Source organism: Prevotella sp. E13-27 (assembly GCF_023217965.1).
Classification (GTDB): domain Bacteria; phylum Bacteroidota; class Bacteroidia; order Bacteroidales; family Bacteroidaceae; genus Prevotella.
On the sequence record NZ_JALPSC010000001.1, the window covers coordinates 1,125,588 to 1,142,691 of the forward strand.

Below are 17,104 nucleotides of genomic sequence, written 5' to 3' on the forward strand. Positions count from 1 at the left end.
CTACTATCCGTGTAGCTCGAGCACGAAACGTGTGCCCTTGGTGAACTGTGGGTCTATGTCGAGGTCGCCCTTCATCTTCAGTGCCATCTGTTTGCAGATGGGCAGTCCGAGGCCGTCGCCCTGTGTGAGGTCGCGAATCTCGAGGAATGGCTTGAACACATCCTCGCGCTTCTCCTCGGGTATGCCCTCTCCGTTGTCTGAAACGAGGAACTGGCATGTGTGAGGACCGCGCTTCTTGAAGTCGAGTGTTATGGTGCCTTCGTTGGGCGAATGCTCTGCAGCGTTCTGCAGGAGGTGGCGCAGGATATGACTTACGTATTCCTTGTTGATGTTTGCGCTCATCTTTGGAGCGTTGACTACGAGTGATACGCTTGTGCTCACCTTTCCTCTTATCTCGTTCATTATCTCCTCGCAGAAAGGCTGGATAGACGTTTCTTCAAGCTCTACCTCCTCTTCGCTGTTCTCGAGATCGGAGAGAGTCTGTATGTGGGCTGCGAAGTCGAGCAGGGCCTGCACCTCTGGCTGCTTGTTGTCGAGCTTACGGAACGTGGGTTCGAGCTGTGCCGAGATGTTGCTTATGAACTTTGCCTTCAGCGCATTGCTGTCGTTGGCCAGACGTATGGTCTTCTTCTGCTTGCGAGTGAGCAGTATGAAGCGCAGCAAAATTACGGCACCTACGACCAGCACCACTGCCAGCACTAATGTAAGCAGGCATAGTGCTACGATGATGGCTTTGCGTGTGGATAGCGACGAGTCTTTCTCTTCTATTGTCGTCTCGAGGTCGCTGATCTGCTGTTTCAGCTCTCCTGTGACATCGGCCAATTTCTGTGCGTGGGCAGAGTCTTTCCATGCAATGTAGTTGTCGTAGGACTGTGCCACGAGCTGTGCGTTGCCTGAGTTTCGTCCGCTCTTGATAAGGGTCTTATAGACCTCTTCCACCTTGTCGTAGCTCTTCTTTGCCATCATGCGGTTGGCCATCTCGTGGAAGACAGCATTACCCTTGGTGGTTTCTCCGAAGGTGTAATGTAGGATGGCTTTGTTGTAGAGCAGGTCATCGATGATGTTGTCGTCGCCGCTATTATTGGCGTGTTTCTCCATGCGCTCCATCTGGTCGTTGGCCTGCTGGCTGCGGCGCATGCGCATATACATCTGCATGCGGAGCTTGGCTGTCTGGTAGTAGAGTGATGCCTTTTCCTTGTCGCTTGCACTAGAGGCAGCAACATTGTGGTCAGCATCGCGCAACATGTCGAAAGCGCCGTTATAGTTGTTGCCGATATAGGCCTGTTCGGCTGACTTGATGATTTTCTCAGTGCTCTGTCTTATAGCAGACTGAGTCTCAGCAGTCTGTGCCTTGACGACAAAAACTGTAAGAGTCAGTAAGAGAATCGTGATGGTCTTTTTAGTCATTTTGCATAGTCATATTTATTCAAAAAGTATTATTTTCGGTTGCAAAGATAATATTTTTTATTGAACCACCAAATTTATTTTACACTCCATTCGAATAAACCGGCAGAATCATGGTCTGAAAGGGTCACTTCCAGGCGTAAAGCCTTAGTTTTCACCGGAGTGAAGTTGACAGTATTGGCAACACCGGCATGGGTGGTATATGCGTCAGCACCCTCTACGGCTTTCCACTGTCCGTCAGCAGTCTTGTAGAGCAGTCGCCATGACTTCGGCACATCACATCCGCCCCAAGGCTTGTCAGAGAACCAATAGACTGTCGTTGTGCTCACCGTGCTCTCCTGTGGCAGCTCATAGGCTATCCACTCCGTTGAGGCTTTCTTTGGCCACCAGTGGGTGTAGGGAACAGAACGGTCGTTCTCGCCCTTTGGCACCAGACGGTCGTTGACTGCTGACAGTGCTTGCATGCGTGTCGATGAGCTTACCTTGCTCTCTGATGCCAGTGTGGCAGGCTGTGCAGGTGTGGTTGCACTGAGATCCTGTGGCAGCCATACGCGCATCTTACCGCTGCCGCGATGACACCATGCGTAGTAGGGGATGAGGGTTAGGGTGCGATCCTGTGCAACGAGCTTTCCCTGTTTGTTGAAGTCGAGGGTCTGTGCATCGGTTTTCAGCGTGACTATAGACGTACCGGCTATTTCGGTCTTGCCCAACTGGAACTGCGGTTCCTGGTTGACAAGTGCCGAGAATACATCAAACTGATTGTCGGGGTGCTCGGCGCAGTAGACCAGTGGTCCGCGCTCTATGGCCACCATACCGCGGTCGGCCTCTACCTTGTTGTTTGCACGTACGGTGCGCGGCTCCATATCGAAATGAATCTGAATCTTGTCGCCCTTCTTCCACTTGCGTGATATAGTGTAGTAGCCGTCGGGTGAGAACTGAGAACTGAGAGTGGAGAACTGAGAGGTATGATTAGAACTAGTGACCGCATTTCCATTCACCGTCACGGTGTAGCCGAGGCGCTTGTTGTCAGTATAGCGATAGAGGTCGGATGGCACAGCTTGGTTCTTCAGCCAGCCGGGGATGCGGATTTTTAGGGCAAACTCGCCCGCCGTGCTTTTGTCAATAGTGATAGTAATGTCGCCGTCCCATGGGTAGTTGGTACTTTGGCTGAGCTGAACCTTCTTGCCACCTACCTTTAACGTAGAGCTGTTTGAGAGGAACAGGTTTACATAGACATTCTTGTCCTTCACTGCATAGACATAGCCTGGCAGTGAGGGGATGAATCGGCAGATGTTGCTTGGACAGCAGGCGCAGCCGAACCAAGCCTGACGTTGGTGCTGTCCCATCGACTCCAGTGGGTTGGGGTAGAAGAATCCATTGCCTTCGAGTGACACGCCGCTGATGAGGCCGTTGTAGAGTGTGCGCTCCAGCACATCGTAGTATTTCGACTCGCCATGGAGCAGGAACAGACGGTAGTTCACATAGACATTGCCAATGGCGGCACATGTCTCGCAATAAGCGCTCATGTTGGGCAGCTCATAGTTCTTGCCGAAGGCCTCACCATTACTTGTTGCACCAATGCCGCCAGTGATATACAGCTTCTTCGTTACGATGTTGTTCCAGATATTGTCAATGGCTTTGACATAGTTCTTATCGCCTGTCAGCGCAGCCACGTCAGCCATGCCGGCATACATATAGGCAGCACGTACGGCATGACCCACGGCCTCGTCCTGACTAACCACGGGCTTGTGGCTCTGTGAATACTCCTGCTTGATATTGGTCTTGCCACGGTAGTCGAGCAGGAACTTGCCGAAGTCCAGATATTTCTTCTCGCCAGTAGCCAGATAGAGGCGAGCCATAGCCATCTCAGCAATCTGATGACCGGGCACGACAGTCATCTGGCCTGCATTGGGGCCTACCTCTTTCAGACACACGTCGGCATAGCGACAGGCAACGTCAAGGAACTTACGTTTGCCAGTAGCCTGCCAGTAGGCAACGGCACCCTCTACCATGTGACCGAGATTATATAGCTCGTGAGAGAGGTCTTCCTCCTTCACCCAGCGGCGGTCGCCAGCCCAGTGGTGAGGGTCAGCAGGGTTCTGCGTACGTGCAGTGTACAGATAGCCATCGGGCTCCTGTGCCGAAGCAATGATGTCTATCACCGAGTCACAGTAGGCTTCGAGCTTCTTGTCGGGATAAGTCTGGAGAATATAGGCAGCACCCTCAATGGTTTTATAGGGGTCTGTATCGTCAAAAGAAAAGCCCACACCATTAACCTTGAACACCTTTGACGGGTCTTTGAGATGGGCTGCAGCATTTTCAAAGTTCTTGTAACGTCCCTCGCTCTCGCACTTCGAGAAAGCCAGAGGCACGGTGGTGTTGCGACTTGCTTCCAGACGTTGTCCCCAGAACGTGCCAGGTGTTACCTTCACCTGTGTGAAAGGTACTGGAGTGATTGGATAGCCTGTTTGCGCTACGCTAAATGATAAATGATAAATGATGAATGAAGAAATAATAGCTATTTTTTTCATATTGTTTTGGTTATTGGAGTTATTCATTAATGATTATTGTGAAGGAACCCTCGTTTCTATTCATGTACGATATTCCTTATTGGTATATCTATTTCAGGGAAATATTCCTTGAGAAGATTGTACATCATTGGGTCGTAGGCCTTAAGTTTCTCGCGACGGTTCACATCGTTGTGAACACCATTGGTCGGACTAACATATTTGTTACAGTTGAAAAAAGACTGTGTGCACTCGGCGAAATATTCATAGCGGTCGGTCAGTACATAAGTGCCTTTCCATAAGCCGTTGTCTTTGGCATGCTGCATGATGGCATCGAGCCTGCGGTCGAAGTCGGGCTCTACACCACGTATGCCAATGGTATGGATTAGGTGTGAGAACTCGTGAATAAGAATGTTCTCGCCCTCATATTTGTCGCCAGGGAGAGCCTGCAGGTTTTCCTCACCGCAGCTGGCTGACAGATCGTCCTCGGGTGCACCACCAAAGCCGCGTGCCCTTTTGTTCCAGTAAGCAATATGCTCTGGAGTATCGCAGATATTGGCAAACTCAGGCAGGTCGCATGTATTCTCTTTCTGTCCGATTATCATTACATGACAGCCGCGATCCACCATGTGTTGCTTCACGTCAGGACGTTTCGCAAGCATGAGCAACATTATGTTGCAAGCCATGCTGATAGCCTCGTCGCTCACCTTGTCGGAAGCGGTGACATAGAGTCCATCGACCTCCGCATATTTCTTATAGAAATCTGGAATACCCTTGCCTTGGGGCACGGCGGTAACCTCGCTTTTGACAAGATAAGGTCGGAGCGTCATCAAGAAGCCGCCACCAGATGCCAGGTGAACAGGCATCTTACTATTGGCATCAACAAGACTCACCTTGCGGTGGTAGTCCTCAGCGTTATGGTTGGCATTGATGCCGTCACACAGCAGTGTGCAGGTATAGCGCTGTCCAGCAGGCAGGAAGTTGAGGGCAATGGTCACGTCGCGAGCATCCCAGTTGGTCTGTCCGCCAACATACCAAGTGTCGCCTTTGCGACGAGCTGTTACAATATATTTGCCCAGTTCGCCTTGAAGTATGCGTGTCTCATCCCATTCGTTGGGAATAGCAGCTATAAACGATGTATATTCTGGTTCTTGTTCATAGCTTGTCGGGGCATCGCAGAGCATGGTGAAAGGACTGTCGTGTACCACATAGCAGGCAGCCTGATGACAGCGTGTGCCCATTGATATAGGGTTTTGATAACACTCCACCCAGTTTTCCTTCGTGCCGTTGCGCATGGCACCTGGCGTGAAGTCAACACTGCCAGCCATCATACGTATGAAGGGGAAGGTAACGTCGTAGAGCGGCATGTCGGTCTCCTTCTTTGCCCAGCGACATTCCTCCATGCCGAACACACCTTCGTAGTTCATGATGTTAGGATAGGTGCGGCTCATGCCGGTAGGAGCGAAATAGCCATGGTAGTCGAGCATCAGATGATTGTCGGCACAGGCCTTTGCTATTCGCTCTGCCATCTCCACTGCCGTCTGGTCGTTACGGTCCAAGAAGTCCACCTTGAAGCCCTTGACTCCCATCTTGGCATATTTCTCACAGGCCTCCTGCAGGTGCTCGTCGAGCACGTTGAACACTGTCCATAGCACTATATCCACACCTTTCTCTTTGCCGTATTCAATGAGCTGTTGCAGGTCGATGTCCTTGATAGGGTTCATTATGTCGCCTTTGCTGGAGTTATACCAGCCCTCGTCGAGTACTACGTAGTGCAGATTGTTCTTGGCAGCAAAGTCAATATAATATTTGTAAGTGCGTGTATTGATGCCCGCTTTGAAATTTACGCCACGCAGGTTCCAGTCGTTCCACCAGTCCCATGCCACCTTACCCGGTTTCAGCCACGATGTGTCGCCAATCATGTTTGGAGTGGCCAGCGCATATACAAGGTTGTTCGTGGGCATCTCCGTGTCCTTCTCAGTTATGGCCATCACACGCCATGGATAGGTGCGCTGTCCTTCCGTTTTGGCAATGTAGTTCTCAGTCTCTGCCACATAGCTCATGCCGCGCCAGCGATAGTACTCCATCTTCTTGGGATAGAGAGGGAAGAAGGCTTTCAGAGTATTCTGATTTTTCTGAGTTTTCAGAAACATGCCTGGGTAGGATCTCAGGTCGCTTTCAAGGATGGTCACCTTCACATTGCCGCTCTGTACTGTTGTCGGTAGGAAAGCATATTTGTTCTGTGCCTTACTGAGTAGCGTCTCATCGTAGGTGTTCTGGAAAGCCATTGCGAATGGCTTTTTATCGTTGGTGGAGTAGGAAAGCCATGCCTTACTGTCTTCAGGGAAGCTGAACTCTGCTTTCTCGTCGGCTATGACGGTCCCTCCTTTCTCGGCAGTGCGGAAGCGGTATGCCACGCCATCGTTATAGGCGCGTACCTCCATAAGCAGTCTTCCTGCAAGTTCCACGTCGGCCTGACGGTATTCGGTGTCGAACTCAGCTTGTCTATAGAATGGACTCACTATGTGCTCTTTGATGGTTCTCGTGGTGTGCACACCGATGAGTTTAATGTCGCCAAGCTTACCGTCGTTGTCAAGGAACTTGCTGTCGCCATTGTTCAGCGCAGCTTTTACCGTCACAATCTCTTTCCCTTCGCGGCTCACGTATAGAGTAACTCCCTTATCAATTGTCACCGTTGTGCGACCGTCGGGCGAGGTCAGCGTGTAGTCTTTTGCAGAAACAGTGCAGCTGAGAGCCATAATCATGGCAGCAAGGGTCAGTAGCTTTTTCATTTTGTTGTTTCTTTCGATGTTTCGATATTTCGTTTTATCGTTATAACGTTTTAACGATTAAACGATAATTATTCTTTATTAGTCTCTTTCAATTGTCTCTCGGCCCTGTCAATCATGTCGAGTGTGCCGCTGCCGTTGCTGACATAGCGGATTACCATTCCAGCAAAGTCCACGGCCTCTGCTGTGGCTGCATTGCTGCGATAGTCGGGTTGCTTTTTTGTCTTGTCGAGCAGCTGCATCAGCTCTTGCATGTCCTCCAGTTCGGCGAGGTTGCCTGGACGCATATTGTTTATAACAGCATTCAGCTGACCGGCAGTCTTGTCAATCTCTTCCTGTGAATACTCTCCTTCAGCAGCATTTAGCACCGTCTGTGCTTTGACGGTCTGCTCTAAAAGTCTGGCGAAACCATGTTTTGCCCATGGTGCATATTCAGGCACTTTAACTGTCATGGCGTTCCATGCCTTCTGCTCGTCACTGCGCTTTTTGGCTATGAGGAGTAACTCATACAACTGTGAACGATCGATATTGGCGGCAGCACTTCCTAAAGCACTGATGGCTGCAGGGTCTGCAGGTATGTTCATGCGGAAGTAATGGGTGGTGTGTTCATCGCTGGCATAGTCGGGGAAGAACATGCGTCCGTTCCATTCCATTGTGTAGAGATTGGCATCATAGCCCTTGCCTTGTTTTGCTCCATTAAGTGTCACGTCGCTCAGGTCGGGTTTTACGTTGATGGTTGCCTCGTCCCAGTTGTTAATTCCTGTGGTGGCCATCACCAGTGGTCCATACATGAAAGCACCAGTCCACATCGGGGTGTATTCTGTTTTGCCATCAGGTTCATATGCAGGTGCAGTCTCCATCTTGTCGGGTCCGAAGTCCAAGTGTTTGGTAAATGGCATCACTACCTCGATGACATCTTTATCTTTCCATTTGCGTGCAGGAATCTCCACGTAGCTTGACGGCTGATAGTGTTTGGCGATGCTTTTACCGTTTAGCTTCACGTCAAAGCCATCGGTAGCCCAATAAGGAACACGGAGCTTGACTATAATCTTGGAGTTCTGATTATTCTGAACAATCTTTATCTTGCTCTTCTCGGCCGGCCACTCGCACTCCTGTTTGATGGTCACACCCTGTGCAGCCCAATGAGCTGTTGTAGGCATATATAGAGTCACCCATAACGTTGGGGTCTCCCCTTCCTCGGAGGGGCTTGGGGAAGTAAAATAAGCTGCCTCCTGATATTTTACATGGTTTTCCACACCAGTGCCGCCACAGCAGGTAGCCTGCGGTGTCTCGTTGCCCCAAGGCTTTGAAGCGTTGAGTCCTACAGCATACTGATAGACCGTCTGATAGCGTCGGGGGTTCACCGAACCGACAATCTGGTTGTAGAGCACCCGTTCATAGTAGTCCATGTAGCGTGCATCATCGGGGTTGAAACCGTTAAGGTCTTTTGTCAGCTTCGCCAGGTTATAGGCACAGCAAGTCTCGTTGATGGTCGATTCCGGCGTGATGTGTCCGCCCCATGTGCTGACATTGTTTGCCATCGATGTAATCTGTGAATAAGGCTGACGGAACATCTCGCCGTTGCCCACACCACCCATGGCATAGCGGTAGCGACCTTGAATCATTGTCCAGAAGTTCTCTGCGAGGTTGTAATAGTAGGGATTGTTGTTACCACGGAAAGCACGCAGAGCTCCCGTCACCATCGGTATGTGCTGGTTGGCATGTCGTGTGCGGATAGCATCTATATTTTTTGCCAAAGGGTCGAAGAAGGCTGGGCTGTCGAAGTAGGTGGCGGCCTCCAGCAGACGGGTGCGCTCTTCCTTCGTGCCAGTCATCTCCGACAGACGTGCCAGCGACTCAGCCATACCGCCCACTTCACCGGCAATGTACATGTTCCACATCTCATAACGGTTACCCGGTTTCTCACGTCGTTCTCCCTGGTTTCCGTCGCTCTTTACGAATGTGCGGTAGTGCAGTCTGTTCCAAACCCACAGCCCCATGTCTTTAGCTATTAGCAGCGCCTTCTCTGCTGTAGCCTTATCATCGATATAAGTAGCAATGTCGATGAGGCCTGCCAGCTGCTTATGCACGGAATAATAAGGTGCCCACACCCAGTCTTCATTGTTATAGGCACGATACATCTCTATCAGTGCGCAGTGCTGTGCGGGTATAGCGTTAAGATAGCCGTAGCCATAGAGTTCCGGATGCTGCTTGTAGCGGTTGAAGTCTGCCCATGTGCCTTTCATCTGGCGTAGCTCCTCCTCTGGTGCGAAGTCACGAGCCTCCCAATAGCGACCCAGCTTGTCGTTCCATACGAAGGTCTTCTCCTGACAGTGGCGCAGTTCGTTCACCATCTCCGTGATGTTCCTTTTCAGGATATCTTTCTTCTTCTGGTCCTGACAGCTGGCGAAGGCAAATGCCATGGCACTCATGTAGTGACCTGAGCCGTGACCTTTCAGCTTCGTCGTGGGTGAGTCCCATCCGTCGGCCTCAGGATAGCCGTCGGTAGAGAAACCATAGGTGTCGCGATAGTTATAGAGTTGCTGTTTCACCGGCAGGCTTATAAGCTGGTCGATGTCGAGGTCGCGGTTCCACGTCAGACGGTTATCGCCGTTCAGACTAACGCTGTTCAATGGCAGAGTCTCTGCCTTGGGCATGTTTGATGGCACCTTGAAGCTTCCGTTTGTTACAGTCACCTTTGCAGATACAGGGTAGCCATTAGGCGTGCTGTTGTCACCAATGATAAAACCGCGAACGTTATAGCTCTTGCCTACTGGATTCATCTCAGGGTTGGCCTCAGCCTGTTCGGTGGCTTCCCATGAGTTAACCCATTTCACCTGTCTGTATTCTCCCTTGCCGTCGTTGTATTCCACCCATAGCTGATAGGGCAGTCGGGGGGCATTACCCACAGGCACCTCCACGTTCACCTTCTCCACACTCTTCACTGTGTGGTCATCTTTGGCCATAGCTGTGGCCATCAGTCCTGAGGTGAGAAAGGCGATAAGGATCAGTTTCTTCATAAGTGTAGTTATTTTCATTTTTTTCTGTGTGCAAATGTAGTCATTATTTGGTGTTTTATATATAAGTACCGTCTAAACAACTCGTAAAATCGTCTAAATCGACACGTTTTTCACTATTTGTGGACGATATTTTCAAAAACTAAGACTTTCGTTTTATTCAATATGGTATAAAATATGTATTTTTGCAATCGAAATAAAAATGCTACACCATGCGTTGGGACTTTCTTTATCAATTAAAAACCTTTATCTTAGCCATTTGCATGGCACTTATTTCCGCTGTGCAATCTTTCTCTCAGGATTTCTCACGAATCTACACCCATCAGCAGGGCACCACATGGTGTCAGCCGCTGGTGACCACTAATACTGACAATATTACTGGTAGTAGTGACCGTAAGCAGTTGTTGTTCAATATGACTGACGGCATGACCGTTCCCTTCGATATTGCTTCTATTGACAGCGTCGTCTTTTCCGATGCCATTGCAGATGAGTTGGAGTCGAAGAACCATTACAAAGTATTCCAGCTGTTTGTCAATACCGCCGATGGCACCGACATCACATCGCGTGAAGAGTATAAGCAGTGCTATATGTCGCTTAATGCCGATGGAGCCTATGCCGACTTCTCTGCATCAGCCCAGATTCGTGGCCGTGGTAACAGTTCTTTTCTTTGGTATGATAAGAAGCCGTTGCGCCTGAAGCTCGACAGCAAGCACAAGATGCTGGGTGTGGCGAAGGCAAAGAATTGGGTGTTGCTGGCTAACTACCGTGATGTCACCGATCTTATGAACACGTTTGTCTTCGAGATGGGACGCGCCCTTGGACTGCCTTTCACTAACAACACGCGTTATGTAGAGCTGTTTGTCAATGGCGACTACCGAGGCATCTATCAGCTAACTGAGCAGATACAGCAGAACAAGAACCGTGTGGCTGTCAGCGATGAGCGCGGCATATTGCTATCGCTTGATGTTGACGACGGTCCCGGCGAGAATCCTAATTCTGACGACAATTTCTGGAGTGAGGTCTATCAGATGCCTTGCTGCGTGAAATATCCCGATGATGAGGCATTCACAGCAAACACCGTTGACAGCGTGCGCACCGTCTTTGCCGAACTCGAACAAGCCATCAAGTCTAAGAACTACGCTGTGGTGGAACAGTTGCTCGACATTCCCTCGTTCATCAAGTATCTTCAGATTCAGGAGTTTATATATAATGTAGAGCTCTCCGCTCCCCGTTCCATATATCTCCATAAAGATGGCGACGGCAAGTGGGTGATGGGTCCGTTGTGGGACTTCGATGCCGGCTATGACTTCGACTGGAGCACGATGACCACAGGACATAACTATTTCTCTCGTTTCGACGAGACGGTCATGGGTAGTAATCCCTACAAGCGCAATGGCAACTACAACTATGTGCCACAGTTCTTTACCGACCTCTTCGGATGTAAAGAGTTTGTTGAGCAGTATAAGGCGCAGTGGGCAGCCTGCAAGGACACTATCGTTACTCATGCCTGGGCAGAGTGTATGAAGTATGTCGAAGAGATGCGCTCCTCTGGTGCTATAGACCGTGAGTTCAAACGCTGGCCAATTGCCGGTAAGACGTTCGATACCGAGGTGGAGAAGATGCACGAGTGGCTGAAGAACCGTCTTGTCCACATGAACTATCTCATTGCTGCTATCCCTGAACCTGCTGATGTTGTTCCCACAACCAATGAGAAGCTATGCGGCACCATTAAGACCAGTGTTGATATGAACTGGTTCAGCGGCTTCTCTCAGGCAAATAAGGTGACGGTCAACAAGCAGCGAGTGGCTCATCTCATGGGTATCAATGCCAATCAGTTGCAGGATTCTGAACTGTCTATCGTACCGCTTAACAGCGACGGCTCCGAGGGGCAGAACCATACCAACGGCACCTTTGGCGGATGGTTCGATGAAGACGGCAATCCCGGTTATTTCGTTGACGGCCATGTATATATTGAGGTGTTCGAAGATTTGTGGAAATGGTCGTGCGGTCTCTATCAGTACAACTGCTACGACGACAGCCACACCGTTACTATGCAGTATCAGTATTCCTACGAAGGCACGCTGCTTAAGGTTAACATCGAAGTAAATGTAAACATTAAAATGCAATAACAATGAAAAAGCTATTTACCCTTGTGATGCTTCTCTGCTCATTTGCAGTGAGCACCTTTGCACAGAAGACCGTGTACATCCCCAACGAGTGGCGCAACCCATGGCCAAGCGACTCGCTGCTCTATGCTGAGAGCGACCCCGAAGGCAAGTACACCTGGTCGAAGACACGCTCTATGGAGAGCGACAACGTCATCCTCTTCTGGGACAAGTACTACACCAAGAACCCAAAAGAACTGTCTAAGAGCGACTTCTACTATGTCGATATGGACTATCTGCTGAGCCAGTGTGAAGAGTACTACCAGTTGGAGAGCACCCGACTGGGCTTCGTGGATCCTGAGACATCCAATGTGAAGAAATACAAGATCATGGTGCTTATGAACCACACCCAAACGTGGACATGCTACGGTGGCGGCTACGACTTCATGGTGCCCGCGTTGTGGCTGAACCCTTCAACATGTAAGCCCGTAGGCTCTGCTGTTGCTCATGAGGTAGGCCACTCGTTCCACTATATGTGTTTCGCTGAGCATAGCGGTCACAAGGACTCTGACAGCGACAACACCGGCTTCCACCTCTCTAATGGCAACGGACAGACCATTTGGGAGACAACAGCCAACTGGCAATCGCTCCATAGTTTCCCTCAGGAGTTCTTCGACATGAGTTATATGTCGTCGATTTACAACCGCAGCCATAACTACGCTTTCTCCCACGAGTGGCATCGCTATCAGGCTTTCCCGTTCCTCACCTATCTTTGTGAGAAATACAACGACATCACCACCGTGGCACAGGTGTGGAACACCCCTATGACGGGTCAGAGCCGTGGCAAGGGCTCCGACTTCAATCAGGCTCTGATGAAATGTAAGAATTTGTCTGTCAGCGACATCTACAAGCTCCACTTCGACTTCGCATGCCATGCCGTGACATGGGACATGGAGTTCTGCAAGCCCTATCGTCAGTCTTATCACATCGGTAACTATGTCTATCGTTGTGTGCTCAACGATAACGACGAATATCAAGTGGCACTGGCCAGCTGTCCACAGAGCACAGGCTATAATGTCATTCCTCTACAGACACCTGCTGTTGGCACAGAGGTGAAGGTCAACCTCACCGGTCTGGCTCCCGGAGCTGAACTCCTTGACATCGACCCAGGCGAATATCTCAATGGCGAGTCAAACTATGTGAAGCTCGAAGCTGACGCAAACGGTAAGCGCTGCTATCAGACAGCTAAGGCTGGCAGCCCCGCATGGCGCGGCTTCCGCATGGGCTATGTTGCACTGATGGCCGACGGCACTACTCAGTATTTCTCTGAAGACAAGATCTATTGTCAGGGACGTGGTGTGAAGACCGAGTCTTATGCTATGACCGTTCCCGAGGGTGTGAGCCGTCTGTGGCTCGTCGTTGCTCCAGCCCTCACTAATTATATCACTCACCGCTGGGACGATAAGATTGCCGATGATGACATGTGGCCCTACAGCTTCACACTTGAAGGCACCGACCTCGGCACTGATGCCACCATCTATGCCGCTCCAACGCTCGATGGTCGCGATGTAGCCGACATCACTTTTACCTATGATGTCACCTTCCCTGCCGATGCCAGCAACTACAGCGGCACCACCTTCTCTGTCAACGGTCGTCCAGGAGCTGCTCTCGGCACCGCTTTCCAGTATGACATGTCCAAGCTCACCAGTAAGATGCAGGCGTGGGACGAGCGTGGACCTCAGACAGGAAAGATAATGTTCTATGCCCTTACCCCCAATGGCGAACTGGCAAGCAGCGGCTCTACCGCCAACGGCTATGGTCACTGGTTCAGTGCTGGCGGCAATGTCACTTCCTATGGCTCCGGCTATATCTTCTCAGAGTTCGTTCCTTCACTACTTGCGTTTACCATCGGTCAGAAACCTGGCGCCTGCAGGACTGGTGACAAATACACCATCCGTCAGGCACTGCGCTATCAGTCGAAGCGAAACAAGTTCAACAACGCCACTTTCATCTTCAATGTCACCATTGGCGGTACTACCGGCTCGGCAACACTGCGTTCAATGGATTATACCGACCCGAGAATTCAGGGCGTCAGCACACTCTCAACAGCAGGCAACGGTGAGACTCCCACCATCTATAACATCAAGGGACAGCGTCTGATTGCTCCTCAGCAGGGGCTGAACATCATCAATGGACAGAAATTTCTCGTAAGATAAGTTTATAGGTTAATAGATATCACGCCATTTTTATTAGAGAAAAGTTAGTAATAAGAATATCAAGGTAGTCTGTATCATGAGAAACCATTTTCTTTGTTCGCTGCTGTTATGTGCCGTTCTGTCAGTACAGATGCAGGCAGCTGATAACGATAGCCCGCGCTGGAATACTCCTGGTGCGGGCAATCCGTTTATACCCGGCTATTTCGCCGACCCGACAATCCGTAAGTTCACCGTCAACGACGCTAATGGTAAGCCTCGCGACGTATTTTTCCTATATGCTACTACTGACGGTACTGGCAACGGCTACGGACCGGCACAGGTATGGGCCTCCTACGACTTCCGTAACTGGCAGAACATAGTAATGAACTGGCCTGTGACGGAAGTGGTGTGGGCACCCGATGTAGTACAACAGCCTGACGGCTCCTTCCGTTACTACTACTGTCGTCCCTGCGAGGTTATAGTAGGCGAGAGCAAGTCGCCTATCGGACCTTGGCGCAACATCTTGGGTACAAAGCCCGATGCCGTGTTTGTGCCCGACCGCTTTGTCCACAACGCCATCACCCTTGACCCACAGTTGTTTCGCGACGATGACGGCCAAGAGTATCTCTACTTCTGCACTTGGGGCATCTACAAGGACTTCGGCTGTGGCGTTGCGAAGGTCAACGGCAAGACACTGGGTGAGAAGAAACTCATACTCAATACCGAGCTGAAGGACATCTTTGAGGCTCCATACGTATTCAAGCGTAACGGCATTTATTATTTTACTTATAGCAGCGGATCCTGTCACGATGACACCTACCGCGTACAGTATGCCACATCAAAGGTGGGACCGATGGGTCCCTTCGAATATAAGGGCTGCATACTCAAGACCAATGCCGACCAGACCGTCCATGGTCCCGGCCACCACAGCATCTTGAAGGAGGGTGACCGCTACTACATTGTCTATCACCGCCACAATCTCCCTCGCTCTGTACATGGCTTCAACCGTCAGGTATGCATTGACGAGATGAAGTTCGATGCCGAAGGTAACATCCTACCGATTGAGCCAACCCATACTGGTCTTAGTTTAAACTCTCCACTAGAAAGGGACCTTTCTTTCGGTGCCAAGGTCACTGCCTCTTCTTATTACGACGAGTGGTTCAAACCCGAATATGCTGTCGATGACAACAATGCAACGCTATGGAAAGCCCGCGGCACCAACTGGGGACAGGGCGGTCGTGGCGGTAAGCCCGAGTGGTTGCAGATAGACCTTGGCAAGAAGCATACATTTACCGAGATTTGGACTCAGTTTGAATATCCCACCTTCTTCTATCAGTATAAGATAGAGACCTCGCTCGATGATAAGCAGTGGACGCTCTTCTCCGACCGCACACAGAACACCACGCAGGGTTCGCCGATGATTGATTACCTCCCCCTAACCCCCTCCGAAGGAGTGGGGACTGGTAAGACAAAGAAGCGTAATGTGAAGGCCCGATATATCCGCATCACGATTACTGACACGCAGAAGAACGGTCATATTCCCGCCATTTGGAACGTAAGGGTATGGAAGGAGGCACCTGAGCTCCCTTATAGCGAGGAGACAGCTCGTGGCAACGCTTCTTATCCAGGTATGCACAAAAAAGATGTGGAGACCGAGGAGCGAATGAACGCCCATCGTGCCGCTTATCTGCTTAACATAAGTGATGCCGCTCGTCATGAGATGTCTCCTTTCGATGTGGACCATCTCACCACGCCTGCTGGCATCACCTTCCACGCAAACAAGTCACTTCGTGCCCGCATCAAGGACGGACGCTGGGCGCTGTTCTTCAATGGTTCGCAACATCTCAGCAGCGACCAGCCATTGTCGCGTCTCTATAGCTATAACGCGGCTTATACCATCAGCCTCTGGGCATTGCAGACAGAGCCTGACGCTGTAGAGACCGTAGTCTCATTGTCATCGTCGCGTGCCGACCTTGCCACCACGGAGCTGCGTCTTGGCACCGATCCGCGCACAGGTCTTGTCAACCATAACGGCTCCTTCGAGAGCTATGGTGCGCCTGAGACTGTCAGAAGCGCTGTCGGTCAGTGGCACCATTGGTTGCTCACCTTCGATGGTTGGATGGAGCGCGTCTATCGTGATGGTGAGCTCGTTCACGAGCAGAACAACTTCATAATGGTTCGTCCCGAGGGCAGGATAACCATCGGTGGCGATGCCGACGGAGCCAACCATTTTAAGGGCTATATAAGCGAAGTGCGCATACTGCCTCGTGCTACAACAGCCGAGGAAGCGAAAGAGAACTTCGAGCGTAGTAAGGACGCCTCACTGCCTTCGCTCGGCGATGACGACTTCGACGAGAGCGATCCTGACAGTCGCTTCACGCTCTCTCCCACGATGAAGAAGGTGTTTAGTCAGGATGAGGCTCGCCTCTCTGCCCAGACCGCCGACTTCAATAATGACCCGCTCCACAATGGCGCAACAATCCTCAAGGAGGTTGAGGGCGACTTCGTCCTCATGGCCCACCTCTCTGACATGGAGGGCCTCCAGACCCATAGCGTCAAAGGCTACAACGAAGCAGGCATCTTCTTAAGAGAAGAGTTGGCTACCGCTACAGATTCTGTTCAGGCATCCAATGCTGTAGCAAACTCTAAACTCTCCACTCTAAACTCTCCACTAATCCATCTCGGAGTCTTCCCTCTCTACAATTGTGGTAACATGCTAACGGTTCTATCTCCACAGGGCCGTCCGCAGTTCCCTAATTCCAAGGGCTACGACTTCGACCCAATACTGCAGTTTGAGCGACGCGGCAACCAACTCTTCGCCCGCACCAGTCGTGATGGCGTGAAGTGGACCAACATGCCCGGTTCGCCCATCGAGGTGAGCAGCAAGAAGCTGTCGCTCGGCATTTATCAGACCACCTATACTCCCACCACGTCGTGGGCCATACTCAAAGATATCGTTATCTATCAATAATTCAAGTTTCGGATGTAAACAACTTGTTGTCTGTCAAGTAATTCTTGATCAATAAAAAACACATCCGAAAGTTCAGTCAGATAAGTTTTCCACTAATTCCGTTACCCTTTCAGGTA

At 50.7% G+C, this 17,104-nt stretch carries 7 protein-coding genes; 3 read left to right on the top strand and 4 right to left on the bottom strand.

The window, feature by feature from the left end; all coding sequences use genetic code 11:
- Positions 1-3 precede the first annotated feature (3 nt).
- The 4 genes from M1L52_RS04755 to M1L52_RS04770 form a co-directional block, all read right to left on the bottom strand.
- On the bottom strand, positions 4-1,407 hold the full coding sequence (locus M1L52_RS04755) for a sensor histidine kinase (protein ID WP_248613786.1): 1,404 nt from the start codon (positions 1,405-1,407) through the stop codon (positions 4-6).
- A 74-nt stretch (positions 1,408-1,481) separates the two neighbouring features.
- Complete coding sequence (locus M1L52_RS04760) at positions 1,482-3,935, bottom strand: glycoside hydrolase family 127 protein (protein WP_248613789.1); 2,454 nt, start codon at positions 3,933-3,935, stop codon at positions 1,482-1,484.
- Between the two features lie 56 nt (positions 3,936-3,991).
- Complete coding sequence (locus tag M1L52_RS04765) at positions 3,992-6,703, bottom strand: glycoside hydrolase family 97 protein (protein WP_248613791.1); 2,712 nt, start codon at positions 6,701-6,703, stop codon at positions 3,992-3,994.
- A 68-nt stretch (positions 6,704-6,771) separates the two neighbouring features.
- Entirely contained in the window at positions 6,772-9,720 is a 2,949-nt protein-coding gene (locus M1L52_RS04770; protein ID WP_248613793.1) for a beta-L-arabinofuranosidase domain-containing protein, read from the bottom strand.
- Positions 9,721-9,980: 260 nt separating this feature from the next.
- Between M1L52_RS04770 and M1L52_RS04775 the strand changes: the two genes are divergently transcribed.
- The 3 genes from M1L52_RS04775 (at position 9,981) to M1L52_RS04785 (ending at position 16,988) form a co-directional block, all read left to right on the top strand.
- A complete protein-coding gene (locus tag M1L52_RS04775; protein WP_248613795.1) occupies positions 9,981-11,846 on the top strand; it encodes a CotH kinase family protein in 1,866 nt (621 codons plus the stop codon).
- Positions 11,847-11,848: 2 nt separating this feature from the next.
- Positions 11,849-14,038: a DUF6055 domain-containing protein gene (locus M1L52_RS04780; protein WP_248613797.1), complete on the top strand. Its 2,190-nt coding sequence runs from the start codon at positions 11,849-11,851 to the stop codon at positions 14,036-14,038.
- 130 nt (positions 14,039-14,168) lie between these two features.
- Positions 14,169-16,988, top strand: coding sequence for a family 43 glycosylhydrolase (locus M1L52_RS04785; RefSeq protein WP_410896775.1), 2,820 nt, complete (start codon positions 14,169-14,171; stop codon positions 16,986-16,988).
- Positions 16,989-17,104 lie beyond the last annotated feature (116 nt).